Here is a 24236-nt window from a genome sequence, read left to right as displayed (position 1 = left end):
CTCCTCAGGATGACGGTGATAGGTTTCGTGCGCGCCGCGGTGCTCACCCCACCATGCGGTCGCGGCCGGTCCAGAAGCGGGCCTTCAGCACCTTCTTGTCGACCTTGCCGACGCCGGTCATCGGCAGCTCCTTGACGAACTGGATCTGCTTCGGCGCATGGGCCGAGCCCTTCTTCGCCTTCACCAGGCCGATCAGCTCGTCGGCGTCGGGCACAGCACCCTCGCGCGCCACCACGACGGCGGTGACGGCCTCGCCCCATTTGTCGTCGGGCACGCCGACGACCGCGACCATCGCAACATCAGCGTGCTGCGACAGCACATCCTCGACTTCGCGCGGAAAAATGTTGAAGCCGCCGGAGACGATCATGTCCTTCTTGCGGTCGAGGATGAACATGTAGCCGCGCTCATCCATGCGCGCGATGTCGCCGGTGTGCAGCCAGCCGCTCTTCAGCGTCTCGGCGGTGATGTCGGGCCGCTTCCAGTATTCGGCCATCACATGCGTGGCGCGCACGCAGATCTCGCCCGCCTCGCCAGTCGCGACCTCCTGGTCGTCCTGATCGAGGATCTTGACCTGGCAGGCGGCGATCGGGAAGCCGCAGGACAGGAACAGCTCCGGCGTCTTTGGATCATGATCCGCCTTGCGCAGCACCGAGACCGGATAGCATTCGGTCTGGCCGTAGAGCTGCGAGAACACCGGGCCGATCCGCTCGATGCCCTCGACCAGCCGGCTCGGCGACATCGCGGACGCGCCGTAGAGCAGGAGCTCGAGCGAGGAGAGGTCGGTCTTGTCGAGCGCGGGATGATCCAGCATCACATAGATCATGGTCGGCACGAACAGCGTGAAGTTGATCTTCTCGCGCGCGATGGTTTTGAACACGGCCTCCGGATCGAAGCCCTTGAGCATGTGCACGGTGCCGCCGCGCATCAGCGTCGGCAGCACCTTCGTGCCGGCGACATGGCTGATCGGCGCCACCGTCAGATAGCGCGGCGTTTCCGGAATCTCGAAGTCGGCGAGGATGGCGGCGGCGAAGCCGCCATATTCGCGGTGACGGCGCAGCGCGCCCTTGGATTTGCCTGTCGTGCCGCCGGTGTAGTTCAGGGTCGAGATGTCGTCCGCACCAGCGAAGTTCTTCGGGCTCGCGCTGCCCGCGGCGTCGACCGCCTGCAGCAGGTCGGCGCCGTAATCTGCCGGGCCGAGCGTGAACACGGTCTTCAGCCCGGGCGCTTTGGTCGCGAGCTCGCCGCCGCGATCGCGAAACGTGATGCCGTCGACGATCAGCATCTCGGCCTCGGAATCCTCGATCTGGAACAGCTGGTCGTCGAGCGAGCCGAGCGGATGCAGCCAGGTGATCGCGAGCCGCGACAATTGCGCGGCGACGCCGGCGCACCAGGTGTCGGCGCGGTTGGCGGTGAGAAAGGCGACGCGGGTGCCCGGCGCAAAGCCGAACCGCATGAACACGCTCTGCATCCGTCCGATCAGGTCGGTCGCGCCCTGATAGCTGAGCGAGCCGCCCGGCCAGGCGAAGGCCGTGCGCGACGGATAGCGTGCCAGCGCCCGCAAGGTCTGCTCGCACACCGCCGGAAATGCATAGAGCGGATTGCTCATCTTGTTCTTCCTCCCGCCTTTGTCTTTGGCTTCTCTCGTGCCAATGTTGCGGGCAACGCTAACACAAGGCTGCAGGGAAGAAACAACTTGTCCGCTGATCTTCTTGCGCGTTTTCGCGATCGCCTTCGGCTGCCGCTGATCGCGGCGCCGATGTTTCTGGTGTCGGGCGTCGAGTTGGTGGTAGCGGCCTGCCGCAACGGCGTGATCGGCTCGTTTCCGACTGTGAATTGCCGTGAGACGGAACAGCTCGATGCCTGGCTCGGCGACATCGAGCGCCGCCTGCGGGCGCATGCCGATGCGAGCGGCAAGGCGGCGGCACCGATCTGTCCGAACCTGATCGTGCACCGCTCCAATGCGCGGCTCCAGCAGGATCTCGCCGTGCTGCTGCGGCACAAGGTCGAGCTCGTGATCACCTCGGTCGGTTCGCCCGCACCGGTGCTCGCGCCGTTGCACGATGCCGGCGCGCTGGTGTTCGCCGATGTCGCCTCGATCCGCCATGCCGAGCGCGCGGCCGCCGCCGGCGCCGACGGGCTGGTGCTGCTCACCGCGGGCGCCGGCGGGCAGACCGGCTGGCTCAATCCGTTCGCGTTCGTGCGTGCGGTGCGCGGTTTCTTCGACGGCCCGATCGTGCTCGCCGGCGGCATCGGCGACGGCCACGCCCTGCGCGCCGCGCAGGCGCTCGGCTGCGATCTCGCCTATATGGGCACCAAGTTCATCGCGACACGCGAGAGCATGGCTGACGCGAGGTACAAGCAGATGCTGGTCGACAGCTCTGCCGACGACATCCTGCTGACGACGGCGTTCACGGGCCTGCAGACCAACATGCTGCGGCCCTCGATCGAGGCCGCCGGTCTCGATCCCGACGATCTGCCGGCGCGCGGCGCGATCGACATTGGCAAGGACATCGATATCGGCGCCCGCGAAAGCCGCCCGAAACGCTGGCGCGACATCTGGAGCGGCGGTCATTCCACTTCGGGGGTGACTGGGGTGCTTGGCGTCGACGATCTCGTGGCGCAGACGGTTGCGGAGTACGAGGCGGCGAGCGCGCGGGTGCGGCTCGCCTGATACCAGACCCAGCTGTCGCTCAAGTCCCGCCTGTCCGCTTAACGCGGCATTAACCATGCCAGTCCCAACAATGGCGCCATGGGACGGTCTGCCGCCACGGCCGGCCGCCCGGCAGTTGTGGGAATGCGACATGGCTTTTGAGGCGCTTTTCGCCAAGGATCTGGCCAAGGATCTGGACAAGACCCCGGCATCGCTCGACGAGCTCCGGACCCGGGTCTTCTACGCCCTGCAGCGGCATCCGCTGTGCCGTCAGGTCGAATTCGACATCGTCAGCACGCCGCGGACCCGGCGCACCAACTGGACGGTCAGCCTGCACTCGGTCCAGCCGGGGGCGCTGTGGACCGCCCACGAGATCGTCGCCGACATCCAGGAAGCCTATGAGCTCGCCGCCGCGGCCTAATTTTCGGGCCGTTTCGGGACAATTTCACCTATTTGGCGTCGTCATGGCACGGTAACGCCGCATTTGGCGGTCAGCCTGCGGTGATACTGGCAGGGAATGGAGTAATTTTTGACCAGAGCCATCACCCTCGCCGCGCTGACATGTTTCCTCCTTGCCGGCGCTGCGATCACAGCCATTTTGGGCCGCGACAGCCTGCCGGCGGCGCAGGCTGACATCGGCCCGGTCGCCAACCGCGCCAGCAAGCAGGACAAGCTCGCGGTCACGACGCTTGCCACTGCCGCCTTTGAGGCGCCCCAGCCGACTGTGCCTCCCGCCAATCCGTCGCCGCTCCTGCAGCGGGCGCAGGCCGCGATCCCGGGCGCGACCGACACCGTGCGCCAGGCCTATGCCTCCGCCGAGCCCACCGATATCGGCCTGCCGAAGCTCACCGACCCGGTCGATGCCGGCCTGCCGAAGGCCGCCGAGCCCGGGGCATTGCCGACGGCTCCCGCGCCGCCGAAGCCCAAGGCCGCCGCCAAGCCGGCGCCGCAGAAGAGCTACGCGCTGCTCAGCGACGCGCAGATCGCCGGCATCAAGGACCGGCTCAAGCTGTCGTCGTCGCAGGAATCATACTGGCCGGCGGTCGAGACAGCGCTGCGTGCCGTCGCGCGCAAGATCCACGCCAAGCGTCAGGGTGATCCTGCGGCGGGCACTATGCCGATCGATCCCGACTCCGAGGAAGTTCAGCAGCTGAAATCGGCGGCGATGCCGCTGCTGTTCCAGCTCCGCGAGGACCAGAAGAACGAGGTCCGTTCGCTGGCCCGCCTGATCGGGCTCGAACGAGTCGCGGCGATGATCTGAGTGCCGGGTCCGGTCGAGCCGGACCTTTGCTCTCGCTTGGCTGGGTTACATCGGCCGCAGCTTCTCGACCCTGCCCTGGGTTTCGACAAGCAGCTGTTTCATGAAGTCCTTGTTGCGCTTCAGCCAAGGCTCCAGCGTCTGCCTGATGTCGCCTGGCGATCTCTTCTCGACGGCCTGCGCGAGCCTGGTCTGAAACGTCCCCCAATCCTTGAACATCTCCTTCAGCAGCGCATCGTCGGAGATGTTGATCGCCGATTTGATGTCGCCGACGGTCTCCAACTCGCGCATATTGCTCTGCCGCAGGATCGAATCCAGATTCTCCAGGCATTCGTGGTAGCGCTCGAGCAGATCGTCCCATCGTTTGGCGTTGACGTCATCGTCCATGCCCTCGACCGCGTTGTACAAGGGTTCGAGAAATGACCAGCGGAAGCGCCTTGCCAGCCGCAGCAGGATTGACAGGAAGACGATGTCCTTTGGCATGTTCTGCGCGACCATCAGGCGGGGATCCTCGCTGAAGGGCGGCATCGGGACGAAGATGAGGACGACCGAGAATGGCGTGTTGTCGAGATATTCGAGCCGGGCAATGACCGGCTGAAAAAGCTTCAGGTCGCGGAATATCGGGCTCAGCACCTGTTCGCGGCTGCGGCGGCTTGCGATATCGACGTCGGCGAACGAGTTCGCGATATAGTTGGTCAGTTCGTCGAGCCAGGCGCCGCTGTCGCAGCGGTTTTGCGCGCGGAGCAGGTCCTCCCAGTCGAGCTCCGCCGTATCGGGACCGGATAGCAGCGTGACAGTGGCGGCATCCGCCTCCAGCCTGGCATCCTTCAGGAATCCGCGCGCGCGGTCCGCAGGGGCGAGCGGCGCCAGCGAATCGGCCTTTTGCCGGAATGACAGCTCGTCGCTGAACACGATGCGCAGCCTGAGCCGAAACAGCTCTTCCGGACGGGTGATCTGCATGAATTGCGCGTGAATGTCCTTCGCCGCATCGTTGAATTCGCGGGCGTGGTTGGCATTCAGTCGCGGCCGGAGCGGGACGTTACCGAAGGTCGGTTTCACGAACAGATCCTCGAGAAACCGCCGCACATCGTCTTCGCCGATGCCGTAGAACTCGTTCTCCGCCAGCATCGGGAACGAAGGCGAACTATCGACCGAGAACCACAGCACTTTCGACATCAGCTTCAGCGCGCGCTTGTAGCCGTCGAACTGCGAAATCTCCGACGCGCACCAGGTCCAATTGTGCTCGGCATTGGTGTGGATGAAAATCAGGCAATCGGCCCTGGCCGTGTTGTCGATCATCCATTGGCGCCACTCCGAGCCCCCGGGGATTTCCTCGCACACATAGCACTCCACCGGACGCTGGCGGTCGAGGCTGCTGAGATATTCGAGCCGCGCCTTGAGCAGGCGCGCGAGATATCTGTCTTCGGCGCGATGGCTGAGAAAGACCGAAAAATCATCCGGCATGGCAAAACCCTATCCGCATGAATGTTATGCGACGGCTGGCCGCATCTTCGTCGGCCAAATTCCGTGGCTCGCCGCGGACGGAATGATATCCCGTCTTTCAAATCCGCGATCGCCGGGCAAGAAAAAGAAAAACCGTCTGCCAGTGAAATATCTCACTATACCTTAGGGTGTATCGCGTGCAAGCTGACTGCCGCGGAGAGCCGGCGCGCGAAATTGTCCGGCTCCGGCATCGAATGACTAAAATTGTAAGCAAGCCGATGCGCCGGTTGGGCGCGTTGCTTCATTTCATGACGTCATGGTTCCGCGGGGGCAATTATGCCGAAGACCAAGCAGCAGCATCTCGATCGCGACGCCGGACCGAAGCGGATCCTGGCTCTCGATGGCGGCGGCATTCGCGGCATCCTGACGCTCGAATATCTCGCCGCGGTCGAAGCGATGTTGCGCAGGCGGTACGGCAAGGACGATCTCCTGCTTTGCGACTATTTCGATCTGATCGGCGGCACCTCGACGGGATCGATCATCGCGGCCGGACTGGCCTGCGGCATGACGATCGACGCCTTGAAGAAGCTTTATCGCGGGATCGGCACCGACATCTTTCAGGGTTCGTTCTGGCGGCGCGGGCTGCTGGCGCCGAAATTCAAGGCCGACGCCTTGCAGCGCGCGCTCGACGCTCAGCTCGGCGCCGACACGGCGCTCGGCGGCGATCACATCCGCACCGGGTTGATGATCATGACCAAGCGGCTCGATACCGGCAGTCCCTGGCCGCTGCATAACCATCCGGACGCGCCCTACGCAAAGCAGGACGGCGCGTTGCGGCTGACCGAGGTGGTTCGCGCCAGCACCGCGGCGCCAACCTATTTCGAACCGCAGAAGATCACGATCTCGGCGCGCGACGGCAGCACGGTCAGCGGCGCCTTCGTCGACGGCGGCGTCAGCCCGTTCAACGATCCGGCCCTGCAACTCCTGATGCTCGCGGCACTCCATGGCCATGGCTTTCGCTGGCACACCGGCAAGGACAATCTCCTGCTGATCTCGGCCGGTACGGGCGTGTTCAAATCGACGTTCTCGACGGATGAGATCGTCCACATGCCGGCGGCTGAGCAGGGCGTGCGGTCGCTGCAATCGCTCATGGACGATTGCGGGCGGCATAATCACGGCATGCTGCAATGGCTGACGAACTGCCTGACGCCGTGGATGATCGATCGCGCGGTGGAAGACATGGTGGCCGACAGCCAGAGCGGGCCGCAACTCGCGACCTATGCGCGCTACAACGTACTGCTGGAAACCGACTGGTTGAGGAAGACGGTCGCCATCGACCGGACGCCGGACGCGCTGGTGAAGATCGCGGCGATGGACAACCCGAACAACATGGACGAGCTCGCCGACATCGGACGACTCGCAGCAATCAGGCAGGTCAAGCCGGATCACTTCCCGCCGGCCTTCGATATCAAATGATGCCGCGCGGAGCAGCTTCTCAACACGCAAATCCCAGTTTCGACAAGCAATTCGCCTTCAGCTAAGTTCGCCACCGAGACACGATGATCCAATCATTTAGTCGAGGTGTCGCGATGACCACAGAGCCGGATGCCAGATCACCGAACAAGGTGGTTCTCTTCAGCGGTCACATGATCGATGCGCCAGATCGAAAAACGCCCCGCTTTCCGCCGGACAAGGAGCCGGCAGCCGCCGCTGCGATCGCCGATGCGCTTTTGCGGATCGGTGCGGCCGAAGGCGATCTTGCCATCTGCGGCGGCGCTTGCGGCGGTGACCTGCTGTTTGCGGAAGCGGCTCTGGCGCGGGGCATGCGGCTTGAGATCTATATTCCGTTCGACGAGCCGACCTTCCTTGCCGGTTCGGTGGATTTCGCCAGCGGCAATTGGCGCGCGCGCTATTTCGCGGCCAAATCGCGCGCGACGCTCCACGTCATGCCCGACGAATTGGGGCCAATGCCGGCCGGCGAGAACGCCTATGAGCGCGACAATCAATGGATGCTGGAGCGGGCCGCGCGATATGGCGGCGAAAGGATCGCCTTCATCTGCCTGTGGAACGGCGAGGGCGGTGATGGTCCTGGCGGCGCGAAGCACCTGATGGAGGAAGCGGGGCGCCGGACGACGTGGATTTACTGGCTGGATACACGAAAATTATGGGACTGAAGGATTTGCAAGATGCCGTCGTGTTTCATGATCATGCCTTACGGCCGCAAGGCGACCCAGGCTGACCCCAAGCTTGGCCCGGCCGAGATCGATTTCAATGCGCTTTGGGATCGTGCATATGTTCCGGCCATCAAGGCGCTGGGCTATGAGCCGGTGCGGGCCGATCAGGACACCAGCGCGTTGATCGTCAGCGAGATGCTAGAACGAATCTACTTCGCCGATCTCGTGCTGGCCGACATGACGATCCCGAATGGCAACGTCTATTACGAGGTCGGCATTCGCCACGCGTCGCAGAAGACGGGATGCGTCCTGCTCGCGGCCGACTGGTCCAAGCAATTGTTCGATGTCGTCCAGCTGCGGACCGTCCGCTACCCGCTGCCCGAAGGAGAGATCACGGCGGCAACCGCCGCCGCCATGCAGGCCGCGATCAAGGAGCCGATCAGGGCGCTTTCCGACGGGATTTCGCCGATGCACCAGTCGATCCCGGGCTATCCCGACAAGGTGGATCCACGCAAGGCGACCGTGATGCGAGGTCAACTCGCGGAGCAAGCCGCGTTCCAGACCAAGATACGCGCGGTCCGCGCTGCGCCTGCGGCCGAGCGTATGAAGCGCGCCCAGGCGTTGATCGCAGCTGAGGGCAATCCACCCGCGACCTATGCGAAGGCGCTCGCCCTGCTGTTGCTACTGCGCGACTGCGTCGACACCACTGCCGATTGGAACGTCGTGCTGGATTACATCAAGAATCTTCCCGACCGTTTCGCGAACGAGCCTGAGGTCCAGGAAAACCGCGCTTTCGCCGCTGCCCAGGTCGGTAACGAGATCGAGGCTATTGCCGAGATCGAAACGCTGATTGACCTGGCGGGACCGACACCGGAACGTCTGGGCCTGATGGGTGGCCGCTACAAGCGCCTCGCCAGAGCCACAGCGGCCTCCGCCGCAGAGCGCAATCAGTCGCTCGTGAAGGCGATCGGCTGTTATGAACGGGGTATGGAGCTTGATCTCAACGCCTATTATTGCTCCGGCAATCTGCCGCGTCTCTATCGCACGCGTGGGAGTGCAGGTGACGAGGAGCGCGCGCAGTCGACACTTCGGCTGGTGATCGCCTCTTGCGAGCGGGCCCGGCGGATGCAGATCGCGGACGAATGGCTGCGCCCGACGCTGCTTGCCGCGGCTTTCGACCTCGGCGAGCCCGACAAGGCTGACGAACTTGCTGATGCCGTGATTGCCGAAGGTCAGGCCAGATGGAAGGTGAGCGCCATGCTGAGTGATCTCGAAAACACCGTTTCGCATGTCGATGACCCCGCAAGGCGCGCGCGATTGTCTGCGATCATCGACAAGATCAAGACGGCCTGACCGCCGCGCCATCTCGGCGGCATGGTGACGACTGCTCTGTGAAGCATGGTGCCGGCACGGTCGGCACATGACCGCCGCGAGCCACCAGGCTCGCGCGCTGTGATCACGGCGGAGGCATAGGGCTCATTGCCACTGCATTTGCTATTTTCAAAGGCGGTAAAGATCGATGGTTGCGACCCCGGCGATTGATCAAAAACAGCTCGGCGTCTTCATCTCATATTCGCGCAAGGATGTCGATTTTGCGCAGAAGATCGTCGCCGCGCTGGAAGCGCGCGGATTGACACCGCGGATCGACACCCGCGATCTGCCAAAGCTTGAAGATTGGCGGCGGGAGTTGCTGGGCTTTATTCGTGAAGCCGACGCGGTCGTTTTCATCGTCAGCCCAAACTCGATTCTGTCGCCGGTTTGCGCGTGGGAGGTCGAGCAGGTCGCCGCGCTCAACAAGCGCCTGGCTCCGATTGTTCTCGAACGGGTATCCGACGACCGCATTCCCGAAGCCATCGCCAGGATCAACTACCTGTTCTTCGACAAGGCAGACGATTTCGATGCACGGGTCGACGAGCTCGCGCACGCTTTGCAGACGGACCTTGTCTGGCTCAAGGAGCACACGCGGGTCGGCGAACTGGCTCGCCGCTGGGACGAGCGAAACCGGCCGGGCGGCCTGACCCTGCGGGGGCAAGAACTGCAGAGCGTGGAACATTGGATCGCCTCGAGGCCGCGTGGGGCGCCCGAGCCGACGGCTCTTCACAAGAGCTTTGTCGCCGAGAGCCGGCGTGCTGCCACGCGCCGGCTGCGCCTGACGGTCGCTGCGTCGCTCGCCGTCGGTGTGCTCGCGTTGGGTTTGGCGGCCTTTGCGGTGACCCAGCGGCAATTGGCGGAAGCCAGCCGGTCGAATGCCGTCCGGACCCTCGCCACCTCCGACTTCCGCCAGGGAACGTCGCTGTTGGAAAACAACGACACAACGTCGGAAGGGATGGCGTTGCTGTCGCGGTCCGTCAGGGAAGGACAGGACAAGCGCGCCCTTGCAAGACTGTGGACGCTGCTTCAGCAGCGGCGCTTCTGGCTGCCGGCGCAGCCTGACGGCACGGCGGCCGTTGCCGCCGGTCCCGTGCAATCGGACGCAATCCCGGACGCAATCAAGAAAAGGTACAAGAGCGTTACGGTCAACGGGACCTCGGCACAGGTCAAGTTCATCTCCGTGAGCGGCGACGGCAAACGAATATTCACCGCAATCGGCGACAACGTCGAAGCGACCGATGCCCAATATCGGATCTGGCGCAGTGACGGAACACCTGTCACACCCTGGATCAAGCCGCCATACAACGGAATAAGTTACGTCGCTTCACTCAGAGGCTACCTGTCGTTGGACGGAAATCTCTTGGCTCTGGAAGTCACTGGGTGGAGAGAGAGTGCCTACCTGCAAATCATCGACCTGAAGACCAATCAGCAAATTGGCTCCGACGTGAGAGCGACCGGACGACTCCCGAACAGTCAAAACGTCCAGTTCTCACGGGTGCAGTTTCTGCCTGAGCCGGCTCACGCCGGCGCCGATTCCAGCATGCTGCTGTTCACGGTGTCCGAGAAGGGAGACGCCGTCATATTCCGGGTGGATCCGTCTGGCATCGACATGATTGCGAAGAGCGAACATGCCGCGCCAATCGTCTTCGCCGAGCTGGACGCCGCACACGAATGGCTCATGACGTCGAGTTCCGACGGGATACTGCGCGTCACCCGTCTGGCCGGCGGCGCTGGTGGGGAGCTGATTGGCAATGTGCTGCATCTCGCGAGCGCTGCGACGTCGATCAACCGAGTAGGCAACGATCGAATTGTCGTAACTCTCGGTCCCGGCAACTCCCCCTTCTTTGCATTGAGCTCGGTCGTGAAAATGCCTTTGGCGGGCCCGGTCGTCAGCGAGCAGGTATCCACCGGATGCAAGCGATGGGATGACGACGTTCTTTACGCCATGGACGCTCCGGCCGACGGGAAGCTGCGCACATCGAAAGGTGAATTGTCTCGGCCCGAACCGCGACAGCTCGCTGTCGTGAGGGATGGGGTGCAAGTCGCCGTGTCGCCGGTCTTTTCCAACGAAGTCATCCTGGTGTGTCTTGGCGAGGGCGGAGATAGCCTTGCGGTTACGACAAGCGATTTTGTCACCGAAGTATGGACGACCGACTTTTCGCGGCGCCTTGGTCTGCCGATCGTGGAACGGCGCTTGTTCGGCCAGGGAACCACGCCTCAGTCGACGAAGCGCGTGTTTGTCCCGCGCGACAACCGGCGCGCGTTGATCGCAAGTTCGCTTTGGGATCCGCCGAACGTGGACCTTCAGTGGTACAGCCTTTGGGATTTGGAAACGGGCTTGCCCCTCATGGATCGCACACTCTTCGAAAATACCATGAGTGACGATGAAGTGGAGCGCGCAATGATCGATCCGGACGCCAAATACGTTGCCTTCACGGGCCACTCAAACAAACGATTTGTTGCCCTCGCCTCACTGGATCTGACCCCGCCTGAAACGGTGAGCGGCTGGCTCCCCGATCTGGTCGAGGCGCTGGGAGGCCTCGCGATCAACACTGAGGGCGCGTTCGAACCGGTGCCTGATCGGCCGGGGAAAATGAGGCAGGGGTTCGAGAGTATCCGCCAGTTCGCGCCAGGCGTTGATCCCGGCTCCAGGCCGGGACCTCCATCAGGCCGCAGCGAGGCCGGTCCAGCACCAAACGTCACCTCTTCGCCGGTACCTCCGGTCGCTCGGGTCCAGCCTGATCCCGGGCCAATCGTTGCGTCTCCGTCGCCGATAAACTCCTACGATCCCGTCGGCACGGTCAGAGCGTTCTATCTTGCGCTGTCGCGAGCCGACGGCGATTTGGCGCAGACGTTTGTTATTCCTGAAAAGCGGGGCGGTGGTCCGTTCAATCCGACCAGCATTCGGCAATTCTATTCGAACCTGCCATCGCCGATGGAAACGCTCAGCGTCGAGCTTGCAAGCAACGATGTGGTGAACGTGAAGTATCGCTTTGTGCGGCCAAATGGCAGCGAGTGCCGCGGCAACGCCGCGGTAACCACTACCTTCAGCGGCGGCAAGACCCTCATTCGCGGTATTGCCGCAAATTGTTAGCGCAGGCAGCGCGGTTTGATGGCGCCCCTGGCCGCAATCAAACCAGCACTCCTTGAACTCAAGTCGAGCGCGTCGGCCAGTTCCGCAACGGGCATTGCCTGACCGCGCGCTTCGCCCGCCTCCGCCTCAGCCAAGCCGCATCGACAGCTCGACGTCCTCGCCGAACGGCACCGACAGGTAGCCGCTTGCCGGGGAGCGCACGCGCGCCAGATAGTCGAGGCTGAAGTCGGCGTTGTCGGCGACCACGAAGGCGCCCGGCTTGAGGCGGTGCTCCACGAGATCGAGGATCTCGGGGTAGAGCGCCTTGGCGCCGTCGAGCAGCACGAGGTCGATCGTATCGGGCAGATCGGTGCGCAACGTCCGGAGCGCGTCGCCCTCGCGGATCTCGACTAGGTCGTAGAGGCCGCCGGCGACGAGATTGTCCCTGGCGCGCACCACCTTGGACGATTCGAACTCGCTGGTGATCAGGCGGCCGCCGCCATTGTCGCGCAGCGCGGCGGCAAGATGCAGCGTCGAGATGCCGAACGAGGTGCCGAACTCGACGATGCTGCGCGCGCCGCTGCCGCGCGCCAGCATGTAGAGCAGCGTGCCGGTCTCGCGCGAGACCGCGAGCGGCACGTTGCTCAGGCGGCCGTAGAGCGCGCGATAGTCGGTCTTGCTCCGCAACAGGCGCGTCTGCTCCTCGTCGGTGAGGTCAGCCACCGCGAGCTGGGTTTCTTCCCGCGCGGCGGAAGCCTGCTCGAACAGGCGATCGAGCAGGCCCGCGAGCTCAGGTGAAATGAGGGTGGTCATATCCGGTCTCCGGTCTGAAAGCGGCGCGTCCTTGCGCTCCGTCAGAAATACGAATAATTATTCGCATTCGCTAATCGCATTCCAGATGAAGTCCATGACCGAGCGCCGAAGTTCTTCAATTTCCTCGCGAAAACAGCCGCAACAGGCCCGCTCGTCCGAGCTCGTCGCGGCGATTCTCGATGCCGCTGTTCAGGTTTTGACCAAGGAGGGCGCGCAGCGTTTCACCACGGCGCGGGTGGCCGAGAGGGCCGGCGTCAGCGTCGGCTCGCTGTACCAGTATTTTCCGAACAAGGCGGCGATCCTGTTCCGGCTGCAGAGCGACGAGTGGCGACAGACCACGACCCTGCTGCGCGACATCCTCGAGGACGCAAAACGGCCGCCACTCGACCGGCTGCGCACGTTGGTGCACGCCTTCGTCCGCTCGGAATGCGAGGAGGCCGCGGTGCGCGTCGCGCTTGGTGACGCCGCGCCGCTCTATCGCGATGCGCCGGAAGCGCGCGAGGCGCGGACGTCGGGCGAGCGCATCGTCGAGACTTTCATGCGCACGGCCTTGCCGAAGGCGTCCGACGCGGTGCGCGCGATGGCCGGCGATCTGATCGCGACGACGCTGAGCACGGTCGGCAAGGATTTTTCGGAAAGCCCGCGAACGCAGGCGGAGATCGAGACCTACGCCGACGCCATGGCCGACATGTTCTGCGCGTATCTGAGGCGCCTTGGACGACGTTGAGGCGTCTGCAAATCGCGCCGCGGCCGCGCCACGCGTAGCCCGACAGGCGAAGCGTGGTGCCCAACCTATGTCCTTCGCAGCTGTCCTTCAAACCGCCGTTTTAGCGGCCTATCGATAATTCCCGCCGGACGTCGTGTCACGGGTGAAACACCTCATAAGCGGAGTTCCGCTTCGCAGTTAACCTGGCGCGCAGCGCGGCGTCAGATCGCGGCAAATATTCTTCCTCGATCTCGGCCGGGTATGTTAGGCAACGGTTCGTTGGTCGGTCGTCCCTATGAGGAAGGTCACTGACGCCTTGCGGGCTGGCTCGAGGCGTGTCGCAACGTGCAGCCCCAATCGCTGGCAGATGATGTCCGACGGAGATTTTCAGATGAAGTTTATTCCCCTCACGGCGTTTCTCATCCTTGCCTGCCAGGTTATTGCTTGCCACGGCGCTGCGGCTCAAACGTCCGGATGCTCGGCGATCAGCAATTCCAATGACCGGCTGGCCTGCTATGACAAGGCTGCCGCGATCACGGGTGGAAGTCCGGACAAGGGCAAGACCGCCTTATCGGATCCGTCGGCCAAGCGTGGCAGCGTCGTCGAGATGCTTGCTGATGAAAATGCAAAGCTGAACGCCAAGCTCAAGACCATCTGCCGCGGCTGCTGACACTGCCCAATGGCAAGTGATCTGATCGCGATGACGCTGGGCGCGGCCGGCAGGAGCTGAGCCGCCGGCGCAATTGCTCCGAGAGCATGATCTCGGTACCGCTTCACGCCGAACTCGGCTATCAGGAGCGCCCGACGGAGGTCACGCCGCGATCCGAGAAGAGGGCCAGTTCGCTGGCAGGCAACCGTGAAGCTCGAACAACGTCTGCACGAACTCAACATCGAGCTGCCGATGTCGGCGGCGGCCGGCGGCGCCTATGCACCGGTGGTGGTCCACGGCGACACCATCTATGTCAGCGGCCAGCTTCCGCGCGATGGTGACAAGGTGCATGTCGTCGGCCAGGTCGGCCGCGATGTCACCTTGGAAGACGCCAAGCGAGGTGCACGGCTGGCGCTGATCCGCGGACTGGCCGCGATCAAGGCGCATCTGGGCTCGCTCGACAATATCACGCAGATCTTGAAGCTCACCGTGTTCGTGCACAGCGCCGCGGATTTCAGCGGTCAGACGGCAGTCGCCGACGGCGCATCGGAACTCATCATGGAGCTGTTCGGTCCCGAGCGCGGACTGCACACCAGGACGAGCGTCGGCGTCGCGCAGCTTCCACGCAACGCAGCGATCGAGGTCGAGTTGATCGCAGCGCTGGCGCGCTAGAGCGTTTTCGAGCGAAGTGGACACCGGTTCGCGTGAAGAAAACGCGTCAATACAACAAGCCAGAGCTTCGGTTCTGATTCAATCAGAACCGAAGCTCTAGCCTAAGCCGCTTGGTCGCGACACGCGCGGCAACAGTCAAACGATCAGAGGCCGCCTCGGTTGGCGGCCTCTTTCATTTCAATGTCGTCAACGTCATTCTGTTCTTTCAAGGACGCAACCCTTGTCGCGAACCACGGCCGACATCGTCGACTAATGATCAGCCCGTGGGATTGCGGGTTCGTTGTAGTGATATGCTCTCGACAAGGCGTATATACCCACCGTCACAATGACGAGTAGCAACAGGGCAGAGCCCAATATCGCGATCCTGTCTCTCTTGCTCACGACAGCCCCAAGACCTTTGCCGAGTCCCACGGCGCCTATGATATCCAATGAATTTTAGCACTGGAAGCGGTGCCTAACATCAGGGCGCTTACCGCTACGCTTTTTCTAAAGATCGGCTTAGGTTCTCTGACAACAAAAAATTGGCCCGGCGTGGTGCCGAGCCAAAGGTTACGGGGGCATCCGTACCGCAGTCAGAATGAAACCTGGATTCCCGTCGATACCGCACTCAGCGTCTGCCCCGGCATCGGCCCGCCGGTCTGAGTTCGCGGCGAAAGGTCCGGCGCGCCGTGCCCCTCGCCAGCTCCCAGACCGTAATGGGCGCCTGGGCCCTGCGTGAGGTGGGCCGCTACGAGATAAAGACTGGTGTGCTCGTTCCAGTGATATTTTGCTCCGACCGAGTACATGTTGGCGCGGTCGTCTAGGCCAGGAAATTTCGGGCTCCCGGGGGTCTGGCCTGCGTGCGCATACCCCGCCATCAGATCGATCCCAAAACCGATGTCCTGGACGTCGCTGACGTAGAGTCCCGAACGCTGCCGTTCATTGGTGGCTGCCACAACGCCATACCTGTAGAGTTCCTCATAGATGACGGAGACTTGGTTGTTGAACGGCAGATGATAGGACGCGCCGACCTTGGCAGCTGCCTCGTCGGCGATGACACCGCCTTTGTCGGATTCTCTGTTGACATCCTTGTGCAGTTCGTAGGCGGCGGTGAGGTACAACGGACCATAGGAATAGTTGACCGCAACGCTGTAGGCATCCTTGAACGCGCCGTCATTGCAGAGCGTCTGGGTCCCTTGCGCGTTTGGCGTAGCGCCGTTCAAGCTAGGTTGCTGCGAGCCCGAGCAGACGAGTTCGCCGACCGGAAAGGCGTTGTTGCCAGCAGCGGCGAGGTCATCGAGCTTTTGGCCAGGCGAGTAAAGCGCGTTAACGGTGAAGCCATAGAATTCGTGCGAGTCGAAGAAGACCGAATGCGGCATGCGATAGTCAAATTCGGTGCGGCCTTCGCCTGCTGAATTGCCCATGATCGAGTTGTAATCGCCGACGCTGCCCTTGAAGGGGTTCATTAGGGCGGTCGATCGCTTGTAGGGCGTGTCATCCTTCCCGGCCATGAACCTGCCGATCGGTGTGTCAATGCCGACGAACGAATTGCGCGATCCGATCGAACTCGCGACGCCAGGCGTTGCCGACACCTCTGCCATGGTCTCGATCTGGTAGATTGCCCGCCAGTAGGGTGATCCGAGGTCGATACCTCCCGCGACCCCCAGAAACGATTCGTTGCTGGAGACTTGATTGATCGATTTTACGCCATTGTTGGCTCGATCGAACGACAAATCGAGGAAACCGTACAAGCCGACATCGACTCCCCACACTCGCGTGCTCAACGTATTGCCGAGCACAGGTGCCGGTCCCCTAACGATTCCGGTTTGCGATATCCTTGCGACCTGCGGAACCTCTGCGATATCGGGCGAGGTGGTGTTCGGTGGAGCGGGGATCTGAACACCCGCGGGCCAAGGCGACTGAGGGACCTTTTTCGGAACTTCTGTATTTGTCCCCCCGCGCCGCGACACTCAGGCGTGGCGCCGCCGCTAATGCGTCGAGTTTCGACTGCAGCGCTTTCTGAGATGCCTTCATCTGCTGCATCTCACGGCGTAGCATTTCGATTTCCTGGGTGGTTGCATCCTTATCTTCGGCCGCGACCGCGTTCACAGTCGATCCGAAGCAGATGACGCAAGCCATTGCCACTATCACGCTCTTCATTCGATCCTCCCCCTTTTTGAAATCAACTCTGCAGCGGAACGACACGCGTGACCGGCGATCTTCGATCGCATGGTTCTTGTGCCTCCCCCCGACGCAACTTGTCCTCGCATGAATCTGCGAGTGGAGAGACCGTAGGAGGCTTGAATTAGCTGATGCAGAGGCGCGCGATTCATGATGTCGATCGCGCGAGGTCTGTCGCAAATTTGGCACCACTTTGCTTCCGCAATGCGATGCAGCCGTGTTGCAGCACAGCGACGAAGGTGCGGAATGGGGCCCTCGACGGCCGGCATGACGAAAGCCAGCAAGGCTGGTCGATCGTGACGAGCGTTAGTTACTCCGCAACTTCGCGAGATCGAGCCGATTTCAGCTTGCGTGGTCGCTTGCCACGAATCGGTCTTTCTTGCTTGTCGATTTCCTCGACAAGCGCTGCCATCCGACGCATTAGACCGGCCTTCTTCATCGCATCATGCCGATCAGGCCCCGGTGGGAGGCTGCGTGCGATCTCGATGGCGCGATCGGCCTTGTCGTCCCAAGCGGACTTAGAGTCAGGTTTCTTCAACGGCGCCCTCCAATGCGCCACGTCCCGTCTTGTCGCGGGTGATCGCTCGGGAATAAGCAAAGATGGATTTGAAGTCGATCGCGTTTTGGATCAGACTTCAAATCAGGCTTTGCCGTTCGTGCCTTTGGGCTCCTCGAGCATGTCGTGGCGCAACAAAGCTACGGGCGTAGAATTAGCTGACAATTAGCCGTATCCCTACGATCCATCGCTGGGGAACAAGAGGGGGAAGCGTCTGCGCAAACTATGCGTGTGTTGCTGATCGAGGACGATGCTCTGATTGGTCGGAGCCTTGTGAGTGGCCTGGAGCACGAGGGCATGGCTGTCGACTGGGTGCGATCCGGCGCGGATGGACACGCGGTGCTCGGCTCAGACCGCGATGAGCATGCGATTGTACTGCTTGACCTCGGTCTACCCGAGATGTCGGGATTGGATCTGCTGAGGCGCGTACGGCTCGCGCGCAAAACGCTACCGATCTTGGTTATCACCGCGCGCGACAGCGTCGATGACCGCATCGTTGGCCTCGACCTTGGTGCCGACGACTACATTGTCAAACCGTTCGAGCTCGGCGAGCTCTTCGCCCGGATGCGCGCGGTTATGCGCCGGCTCCACGGTCAGGCGCAATCGGTGATCGTAAGTGGCGAGATATCGCTCGACCTTGCAACTCACGAGGTCGAGTATAAGAACGTCAAGCTGATTTTGTCGGCGCGCGAGTTTGCGCTGATGCGTGTCCTGCTGCAACGGCCCGGGATGATCCTATCTCGCGCGCAGATCGAGGAGCAGATCTATGGCTGGGGCGAGGAAGTGGAGAGCAATGCCGTCGCTGTGCTCATTCATTCTATTCGAAAGCGGTTCGACAAGGACATAATTCGCAATGTGCGAGGCGCCGGATGGATGGTCACGAAGGATATCGCTTGAGCTCGTTGCGCCGACGAGCGCTGATCTGGAGCAGCCTCCTGATCATCTTCATCGCGGCCATCGTCGTTGCGGCAGCAAGGCATGTCGCGATCGTTGAGATCAACAAGCTGCTCGACAACGAATTGCAGCAGATCGCAGTCAACGCCGGGCGCGGTTTGTCCGAAGCTGCACTTGGGCCGCTCCGCAACACGGAAGTCGAGAATCGCGTTGCCGTTCAGGTCTGGCGCGAGGACGGTGAAACTGTTCACCAAAGTCCTGAAATGGATCGGCTGCCTCGATCAACCAGGATCGGCTTTTCCGACATCGAGGCCGGCGGCCACCTTTGGCGGGTCTACACAGCGGGCGATGGTCATCTTTTCGCACAAGTTGGGCAGCGCCAGAGTGCGCGGATGGAGATCGCCAATCATGCCGCTGCGGCCGCCGGAGTGCCCCTGCTAGCCGCGTTTCCGCTTGCTTGGATCGCGGTAATTCTCGGGGTCGATCAGTTGCTTCGTCGCTTGGCCAACTTTTCGGATGCGCTCGCAGCCCGCAGTGTTGAGGCCAAGGATCCGGTCGACCCTGGTGGTATGCCCAACGAGTTCCTGCCGATCATTAGTGCAATCAACAAATTGATCGACCGGTATCGGCAGGCGGTCGAGCAGCAAAAGCAGTTTGTCTCGGAAGCCGCGCATGAGCTGCGCACGCCGCTTGCTGCGCTGCAGATTCAGATCGACAATCTCCACCGTCAGTCTGGTGCCGCGTTCAAGAGTGAAATCCTCAGCGAGTTGAGCCAGGGCATAAGGCGTGCGAGCGCGATGGTCGGACAACTCCTAAGGATGGCCAGGCTGGACGGCCCGATGCTGCACCATGCCCGTGCTGAAATCGACTTGAAGGGGGTCATGCTTTCTGTCGTCTCGGAGTTTGTCCCGACATCCGCCAGATGCGGCGTCGAACTTGATATGTCCTTGAATGAGGATGTCCGCATTGAGGCATATGATGCAGAACTCCGCCTGCTCTTTGCTAACCTGATCGACAATGCAGTCCGCTACACGCCGTTCGGTGGCTCTGTAGAGGTCTCCATTGCCAAGTCGAACTCGGCTATTTCGGTCAGAATCCTAGATTCCGGAATAGGCATTCCAGAGCATGCGTTGCCAAGGATCTTCGACCGGTTTTATCGCGCTGCGCCGGTCGATATCGAAGGCACCGGCTTGGGGCTCGCGATTGCAAGAAAGGTTGCTCAGCGCAACAATATGACGCTGACTGTCGAAAATCGGCGCGATGGACGGGGAGTCCTTGCACAAGTTGATATTCCGGTTGCCGGCTGAGCAAGGATGCTGCCGACATCCACGCGTACCTGAACTCGCTGCCGGGCCCGCGGTCAACTGACGATCGAGAAGTTCGCCGCCGTCAGCGTGCCTGCCGTGGCACCATTGAGCCAGACCGCGGTGTCGCCGTCGACCTGGACAACGAAGTAGGCGCCGTTTTGATAGGAGTGCGACAGCGCGTCGGCAAAGGAGCTGAAGCCGGAGCCATTGAGTTGCACGACGTCGGTCGCGCTATTCCAATCCTGAACCACCTGCACGCTGGGCACGTCATTGGAGACGAACGTATTGCTGCCGCCGCCTCCGAAATAGTAGTTCACCCCCGTGCCGCCGTCGAAATAGTCGTTGCCGGCGCCTCCGAGCAGGATGTCCGTGCCATCGCCGCCGTACAGCGTGTTGTTGCCGGCGCCGCCATAGAGGTAGTCATTGCCGCCGTAACCGTAGAGCACGTCATTGCCGTCGTCGCCGTTGAGGACGTCGTACACCTGCGAACCGATCAGCACATCGTTGCCGGTGCCGCCGTAGGCGTTTCCACCGCCAGTCGGCAGATAGATCCAGTCATCCCCGCCGCCGCCTTCCAGAAGATCCACGCCGGCGTCCCCGACGATGGTGTCTTGCGCGCCCCCGCCGTAGACGCTGTCATCGCCCAGGCCGCCGTAGATCGCTGAACCGCCTGTGCCGTTGGCGCCGGTCAGCACGATGAGATCGTTGCCATTGCCACCGAATGTAAATGTCGTATCGCCAATGGCTGCGTAGCCACCAAACAGGCTGTCGTTTCCGTCGCCGCCATCCCAATACAGAACGGTTCCGGTCAGCAGGTCATCCCCGGTACCGCCGTAGGCAACCCCGCCATAAAAGCCGCTCAGAGATGTATTGATGGTGTCGTTTCCATCGCCTCCGAAAGCGCCGCCTTGACCGGTTGCGGTAATCGAATCGTTGCCCCCGTCGCCATAGAATGCACCGATACCCGAGAGAGTATCGTTTCCACCCCCGCCGTAGATTCTTATGCCTGGGCCTGTGGGGCTCCCTCCGGAAATGCTGTCATTCCCCTCACCACCATAGAGCGTTTGTCCGCCTCCGGTGGTGGCGTTGCCGTTGAGCGTGTCGGCGCCATCCAGGCCATACATGACATCTTCCGTGCCGGTATGGCTGTCATCCCCCAGGGTGCCGACATAGGTGGTCATGATCGCTTCCTGCTTTCCAGACGCTCCTCCGGGGATGATGGCGGAACGATCCCACCCAGGCAAGCTCCAGGGTTAATAGCTCCGCTGCCGACATCCTCACGTTGGGATATGTCGTAGTCAGCGACGACGGCTGTTTCCGGGCGTGCTTGAGATCGGCTTGCGGAATGCTGGCGGCGGGCGTCTTGATGATTTCGGATTGGGATTTCGGCGCGGGCTGTGCGCGCAATTGCAGTTCGCTTGGGGCGGTCCGTCTTCGCTTTCGCTCTGCTCAAGCTTCGCCGGACACGCTTCGCGCTTCTGGCCATCGCGCGGCTGCGCCACGCGGTGCGGTGCCCGGGCGTCCGCCTTCGCCAAGGCTTCGGCGGGACAGCCTTCTCTGCTTCGCTTGGATAGAGCCCGTCGTGGCTCGCCCGGCCGTAGCTGCGAAGCAGCGAAGGCTGGTGCCCCTGGCCGGAATCGAACCAGCACTCCTTGCGGAACTCGATTTTGAGTCGAGCGCGTCTACCAGTTCCGCCACAGGGGCATTCGCCAGCTCCCGGCCAGGAAAACGGCCGGGGTTGCGAAGCGCCGCGGACTATAGCGGCCGGCCCGTCACGGTCAACCCGCGCGGATGTGATTGTCCCGCGCCTCGACAGCGGTATTTTCGCGCGATACGACCTCGGTTGAACCATGGAGCAGGGGGCTTGGCCCTTCCGAATGATGCTCGCAGGAGGAATGCCGTGACGCTCGCCACCGCCCATCCGTCGCATGCTTCCGCCGCCGGCAATCCGGCGCTGAGCTCGGCCCTGGCGATTGCCGTGATCGCGGCGGCGACGCTGGCCGGCGCCTGGTTCTTCCAGCTGGTGCTGGAGATCATGCCCTGTCCGCTCTGCCTCGAGCAGCGCTATGCCTATTACCTCGCGCTTCCGCTCGGCGCCGTGGTCGCGCTGGCGGCGGCCCGCGGTGCGCCGCGGTGGCTGCTGCTTGCAGGGCTCGTGATCCTCGGCCTCGCCGCGCTCGCCAATGCCGGGCTCGGCGCCTATCACGCCGGCGTCGAATGGGGGTTTTGGCCGGGGCCGACCGATTGCACCGGACCGCTGGTGGATTTCGGCAAGGCCGGCTCGCTGCTGGATCAACTCGACAAGGTCAAGGTGGTCCGCTGCGATGAGGTGCAGTGGCGCTTCCTCGGCATCTCGCTTGCCGGCTACAATGTGCTGATCTCGCTGCTGATGGCTGCGATCGCCGGCTGGGGCCTGGCGAAGGCGGCCAAGGCCTGACGTGAAGGCCTGACAGAACAGGCCTCACTCAACCGACCTATTTCTTCTTTCCCGGCGCGAAGCTCGGCTGTCCGCCGCCCTTAAGGCTGGGAGCCGCGGCGATCACCTTGACCTTTTCCTTCTTGGGCTTCTTGGCTTCCCGGTTGCTGCGTCGCTCGCCTTTGGACATGACGGTCTCCATCGTGCTTCTCGAGAGGATCGGATCGATCCGCCAGAGCTTGGCCGTGGGGGCAGGCTCTGACGTCGACGTGGATTTGCGCGAAGCAATGGCGGCTTCGCGAAAACGCGTGAGGTGTGGAAGAGAGCCGCTGCGAACACACCAAAGCAGGCAGCAGCGGAACGACGATGGATGCCACGATCCATTCGGCCAGCCGAAATAGCCGCAACAGATGCTTCCTGTTCATTGCGGCGGCAGCGCGCGCGGCCCTCAGTCACCGGCCGATGTCGTGGGGACACGCGATGATCATCGAGCGTAGGCCGATGTCACCCAAATAGCGAGCGCGAAAGTATCCGGCGGCGCTGCGGCAACAACGCACGGCACGCAATGGCAAGCGGCCCGTCGCTCCGGCCTCGGCGATAGAGCCCGGAAAGCCGAAAAAGCCCAGAAAGCTGTGGCTATTACGGCCGAAGGGGCGCATGCTCGCCGTGGGGCCGCACTGCAGCAAGACGTTTCGCAAAAGGCTGGCCCGTGACCATCCGCTCACAACGTGAAGTCGTCACCTTCCGGCATCCATTCCGGATCAGAGGCATCGATCGTGAATTGCCTGCAGGGGCCTATGAGGTCATTACCGACGAAGAGGCGATCGAAGGGCTCTCGTTCGCGGCGTTCCGCCGTGTCGCCACGATGATCATCGTCCCGGCACAAGGCTCGCGCGGATTGGCGACGGAGATGGTGTCGATCGGCTCGGTCGATCTCGCGGACGCCCAGCGTATCGACGCGAGCGCATCTAATGACTGACGAGCCGCTCGACCTCGATCGCCACCGCGGCATGGCGGCGCAGAAGGCCACCGATATTCGCCGTGCGCTGGCGGAAATCGAGACCCACGCGAGGGATCTGCGCGAACGTCAGGCCGCGCTTGAAACCGGACTGCTGGCGGCACCCGCGACGTCGTGGCCGGAGGTCGCCGCCAAGGCGCGCTACGTCCTGAATCTGTACGCAGCGAGCCTGCCGCCGGAGGATACAAGGCATCGCGATCTGGTCACGGCAATTCTCGAGGATTTTGTCCGGCTCACCGAGCCGCGATGAGCCAGGACCACTGCGCGGCTTTGAAGGAACCGGTCACATGACGCTTAGGCAGGGTCGCTTCATCAGCTACGAGTACGACAGGATGGTCGTACTCTTTTCGATGCACGACGACCAAAAGGAGATCCATTGCGCGATCTCGACCTCTGCCATGGATGAATTGGAAGGTGGGGCGCTCGGGCGCGCGGGCCACCGCGAGACCCAGTTCATGCGCCTGCGCGAGCGCATCGAAGCCTGCGCCGACGGCAAGTACCAGGCGAAGGAGTTCGAGGGCGCGCCGCCCGGGATCGTCCTGCGCAGCATCGATTTCCGGAAGCAAAGATAGCGGCTTCCCGTGCGAAGGCCCTGACGCATGTCAGGTGTTTCAAGGTGGAGGCTATCCCGCCGTCTCCGTCCCCGACTTTGCGCAACAGACGAGCCTATGCTGATCATCGTGCGCCGCGTCCCCGTTGAGTTGTTGCTGTTGGCCAATGAGACGCTGATGCGCCTCAAGAGCGGGCGCAATCTCATCGCTACGTTGATGAGCGAGCAGCGCCCGAGATACGCGATCGCCGAGATACATGGTGCGAGCTGCCGGCTGACCGCGTTATGGCGCGCAGTCGCCAGGGAGCGGCTCGAGGAATGGAACGAAGCACAGCCCGATTCGGTCTATGCCCGGATCACCGGGCCCTTGTGGCGCGCTGCAGCGGTCGCGAAACTGCAAACCGACCGGGACGAAGAGCTGTGGTTCGATCCCGTGGAGCTGACGGCGTTGGCGCGATCGTTCCGCGATCAGCCGAACCAGTCGACGGCCGAGGCATGATCGGGATTGGAGCTGTCGGGTGGGTAG

Annotated in this window: 25 protein-coding genes and 2 tRNA genes; 17 read left to right on the top strand and 10 right to left on the bottom strand. The window is 62.6% G+C overall.

Annotated features, from left to right (window positions below; translation table 11 throughout):
• Nucleotides 1-43: 43 nt before the first annotated feature.
• On the bottom strand, nucleotides 44-1606 hold the full coding sequence (locus tag G6P99_RS43215; RefSeq protein ID WP_029077651.1) for an AMP-binding protein: 1563 nt from the start codon (nucleotides 1604-1606) through the stop codon (nucleotides 44-46).
• A gap of 87 nt (nucleotides 1607-1693) precedes the next feature.
• On the opposite strand from G6P99_RS43215, the gene G6P99_RS43210 reads away from it, so the two are divergent.
• The 3 genes from G6P99_RS43210 (at nucleotide 1694) to G6P99_RS43200 (ending at nucleotide 3911) form a co-directional block, all read left to right on the top strand.
• On the top strand, nucleotides 1694-2671 hold the full coding sequence (locus tag G6P99_RS43210) for an NAD(P)H-dependent flavin oxidoreductase (RefSeq protein ID WP_029077650.1): 978 nt from the start codon (nucleotides 1694-1696) through the stop codon (nucleotides 2669-2671).
• Between the two features lie 130 nt (nucleotides 2672-2801).
• The gene (locus G6P99_RS43205) at nucleotides 2802-3071 is read left to right on the top strand and encodes a hypothetical protein (protein ID WP_051345929.1); all 270 of its coding nucleotides are present in this window, start codon (nucleotides 2802-2804) and stop codon (nucleotides 3069-3071) included.
• Between the two features lie 108 nt (nucleotides 3072-3179).
• Complete coding sequence (locus tag G6P99_RS43200; RefSeq protein ID WP_165126459.1) at nucleotides 3180-3911, top strand: hypothetical protein; 732 nt, start codon at nucleotides 3180-3182, stop codon at nucleotides 3909-3911.
• A 45-nt stretch (nucleotides 3912-3956) separates the two neighbouring features.
• Here G6P99_RS43200 and G6P99_RS43195 read toward each other — a convergent pair whose 3' ends face one another.
• A complete protein-coding gene (locus G6P99_RS43195) occupies nucleotides 3957-5372 on the bottom strand; it encodes a toll/interleukin-1 receptor domain-containing protein (protein ID WP_029077647.1) in 1416 nt (471 codons plus the stop codon).
• Between the two features lie 315 nt (nucleotides 5373-5687).
• Between G6P99_RS43195 and G6P99_RS43190 the strand changes: the two genes are divergently transcribed.
• The 4 genes from G6P99_RS43190 (at nucleotide 5688) to G6P99_RS43175 (ending at nucleotide 11990) form a co-directional block, all read left to right on the top strand.
• Complete coding sequence (locus G6P99_RS43190) at nucleotides 5688-6827, top strand: patatin-like phospholipase family protein (RefSeq protein WP_165126456.1); 1140 nt, start codon at nucleotides 5688-5690, stop codon at nucleotides 6825-6827.
• Nucleotides 6828-6940: 113 nt separating this feature from the next.
• Nucleotides 6941-7525 (top strand): hypothetical protein, encoded by a 585-nt coding sequence (locus G6P99_RS43185; RefSeq protein ID WP_029077645.1) that lies wholly within the window; start codon nucleotides 6941-6943, stop codon nucleotides 7523-7525.
• A 12-nt stretch (nucleotides 7526-7537) separates the two neighbouring features.
• The gene (locus tag G6P99_RS43180; protein ID WP_156928298.1) at nucleotides 7538-8878 is read left to right on the top strand and encodes a TRAFs-binding domain-containing protein; all 1341 of its coding nucleotides are present in this window, start codon (nucleotides 7538-7540) and stop codon (nucleotides 8876-8878) included.
• 166 nt (nucleotides 8879-9044) lie between these two features.
• Nucleotides 9045-11990 (top strand): toll/interleukin-1 receptor domain-containing protein, encoded by a 2946-nt coding sequence (locus G6P99_RS43175; RefSeq protein WP_029077643.1) that lies wholly within the window; start codon nucleotides 9045-9047, stop codon nucleotides 11988-11990.
• Nucleotides 11991-12009: 19 nt separating this feature from the next.
• On the opposite strand, the gene G6P99_RS43170 is transcribed toward G6P99_RS43175, so the two are convergent.
• Nucleotides 12010-12083, bottom strand: a tRNA-Ser gene (locus G6P99_RS43170).
• A gap of 33 nt (nucleotides 12084-12116) precedes the next feature.
• Nucleotides 12117-12782 carry an O-methyltransferase gene (locus G6P99_RS43165; RefSeq protein WP_029077642.1) on the bottom strand — a complete coding sequence of 222 codons (666 nt, stop codon included), beginning with the start codon at nucleotides 12780-12782 and terminating at the stop codon, nucleotides 12117-12119.
• Nucleotides 12783-12876: 94 nt separating this feature from the next.
• Between G6P99_RS43165 and G6P99_RS43160 the strand changes: the two genes are divergently transcribed.
• The 3 genes from G6P99_RS43160 (at nucleotide 12877) to G6P99_RS43150 (ending at nucleotide 14809) form a co-directional block, all read left to right on the top strand.
• A complete protein-coding gene (locus tag G6P99_RS43160; protein WP_029077641.1) occupies nucleotides 12877-13509 on the top strand; it encodes a TetR family transcriptional regulator in 633 nt (210 codons plus the stop codon).
• A gap of 349 nt (nucleotides 13510-13858) precedes the next feature.
• A complete protein-coding gene (locus G6P99_RS43155; protein WP_334261880.1) occupies nucleotides 13859-14158 on the top strand; it encodes a hypothetical protein in 300 nt (99 codons plus the stop codon).
• A gap of 186 nt (nucleotides 14159-14344) precedes the next feature.
• Nucleotides 14345-14809 carry a RidA family protein gene (locus tag G6P99_RS43150; protein WP_029077639.1) on the top strand — a complete coding sequence of 155 codons (465 nt, stop codon included), beginning with the start codon at nucleotides 14345-14347 and terminating at the stop codon, nucleotides 14807-14809.
• 572 nt (nucleotides 14810-15381) lie between these two features.
• Here G6P99_RS43150 and G6P99_RS43145 read toward each other — a convergent pair.
• The 3 genes from G6P99_RS43145 to G6P99_RS43135 form a co-directional block, all read right to left on the bottom strand.
• Nucleotides 15382-16587, bottom strand: coding sequence for a porin (locus tag G6P99_RS43145; RefSeq protein WP_165126453.1), 1206 nt, complete (start codon nucleotides 16585-16587; stop codon nucleotides 15382-15384).
• Between the two features lie 13 nt (nucleotides 16588-16600).
• The gene (locus G6P99_RS43140; RefSeq protein ID WP_165126450.1) at nucleotides 16601-16948 is read right to left on the bottom strand and encodes a hypothetical protein; all 348 of its coding nucleotides are present in this window, start codon (nucleotides 16946-16948) and stop codon (nucleotides 16601-16603) included.
• Between the two features lie 331 nt (nucleotides 16949-17279).
• Nucleotides 17280-17507, bottom strand: a complete 228-nt coding sequence (locus G6P99_RS43135; RefSeq protein WP_165126447.1) for a hypothetical protein — start codon at nucleotides 17505-17507, stop codon at nucleotides 17280-17282.
• A 243-nt stretch (nucleotides 17508-17750) separates the two neighbouring features.
• On the opposite strand from G6P99_RS43135, the gene G6P99_RS43130 reads away from it, so the two are divergent.
• Nucleotides 17751-18422, top strand: a complete 672-nt coding sequence (locus tag G6P99_RS43130) for a response regulator (RefSeq protein WP_029077637.1) — start codon at nucleotides 17751-17753, stop codon at nucleotides 18420-18422.
• Nucleotides 18395-19726 carry an ATP-binding protein gene (locus G6P99_RS43125; RefSeq protein WP_035975784.1) on the top strand — a complete coding sequence of 444 codons (1332 nt, stop codon included), beginning with the start codon at nucleotides 18395-18397 and terminating at the stop codon, nucleotides 19724-19726. Before G6P99_RS43130 ends, G6P99_RS43125 begins: the two co-directional genes overlap by 28 nt.
• 53 nt (nucleotides 19727-19779) lie before the next feature.
• Here G6P99_RS43125 and G6P99_RS43120 read toward each other — a convergent pair whose 3' ends face one another.
• Entirely contained in the window at nucleotides 19780-20907 is a 1128-nt protein-coding gene (locus G6P99_RS43120; protein WP_051345926.1) for a calcium-binding protein, read from the bottom strand.
• A gap of 438 nt (nucleotides 20908-21345) precedes the next feature.
• Nucleotides 21346-21430: transfer RNA gene (locus G6P99_RS43115), tRNA-Leu, on the bottom strand.
• A gap of 196 nt (nucleotides 21431-21626) precedes the next feature.
• Between G6P99_RS43115 and G6P99_RS43110 the strand changes: the two genes are divergently transcribed.
• A complete protein-coding gene (locus G6P99_RS43110) occupies nucleotides 21627-22163 on the top strand; it encodes a disulfide bond formation protein B (protein WP_029077635.1) in 537 nt (178 codons plus the stop codon).
• Nucleotides 22164-22200: 37 nt separating this feature from the next.
• On the opposite strand, the gene G6P99_RS43105 is transcribed toward G6P99_RS43110, so the two are convergent.
• Nucleotides 22201-22332 (bottom strand): hypothetical protein, encoded by a 132-nt coding sequence (locus G6P99_RS43105; RefSeq protein ID WP_256434592.1) that lies wholly within the window; start codon nucleotides 22330-22332, stop codon nucleotides 22201-22203.
• A gap of 519 nt (nucleotides 22333-22851) precedes the next feature.
• Between G6P99_RS43105 and G6P99_RS43100 the strand changes: the two genes are divergently transcribed.
• From G6P99_RS43100 to G6P99_RS43085, 4 genes are all read left to right on the top strand, one after another.
• Nucleotides 22852-23121 (top strand): hypothetical protein, encoded by a 270-nt coding sequence (locus G6P99_RS43100; protein ID WP_029077634.1) that lies wholly within the window; start codon nucleotides 22852-22854, stop codon nucleotides 23119-23121.
• Nucleotides 23114-23410 (top strand): hypothetical protein, encoded by a 297-nt coding sequence (locus tag G6P99_RS43095; RefSeq protein WP_029077633.1) that lies wholly within the window; start codon nucleotides 23114-23116, stop codon nucleotides 23408-23410. The genes G6P99_RS43100 and G6P99_RS43095 overlap by 8 nt, the downstream gene beginning before the upstream one ends.
• Before the next feature lie 37 nt (nucleotides 23411-23447).
• On the top strand, nucleotides 23448-23732 hold the full coding sequence (locus tag G6P99_RS43090; RefSeq protein ID WP_029077632.1) for a DUF1488 family protein: 285 nt from the start codon (nucleotides 23448-23450) through the stop codon (nucleotides 23730-23732).
• A gap of 96 nt (nucleotides 23733-23828) precedes the next feature.
• On the top strand, nucleotides 23829-24209 hold the full coding sequence (locus G6P99_RS43085) for a hypothetical protein (protein ID WP_029077631.1): 381 nt from the start codon (nucleotides 23829-23831) through the stop codon (nucleotides 24207-24209).
• Nucleotides 24210-24236: the final 27 nt, after the last annotated feature.

This window comes from Bradyrhizobium sp. 6(2017) (assembly GCF_011058295.2).
GTDB lineage: Bacteria > Pseudomonadota > Alphaproteobacteria > Rhizobiales > Xanthobacteraceae > Bradyrhizobium > Bradyrhizobium septentrionale.
Note: the sequence above shows the minus strand (reverse complement) of the source record. Positions and strands in the feature narration are given on the sequence as shown.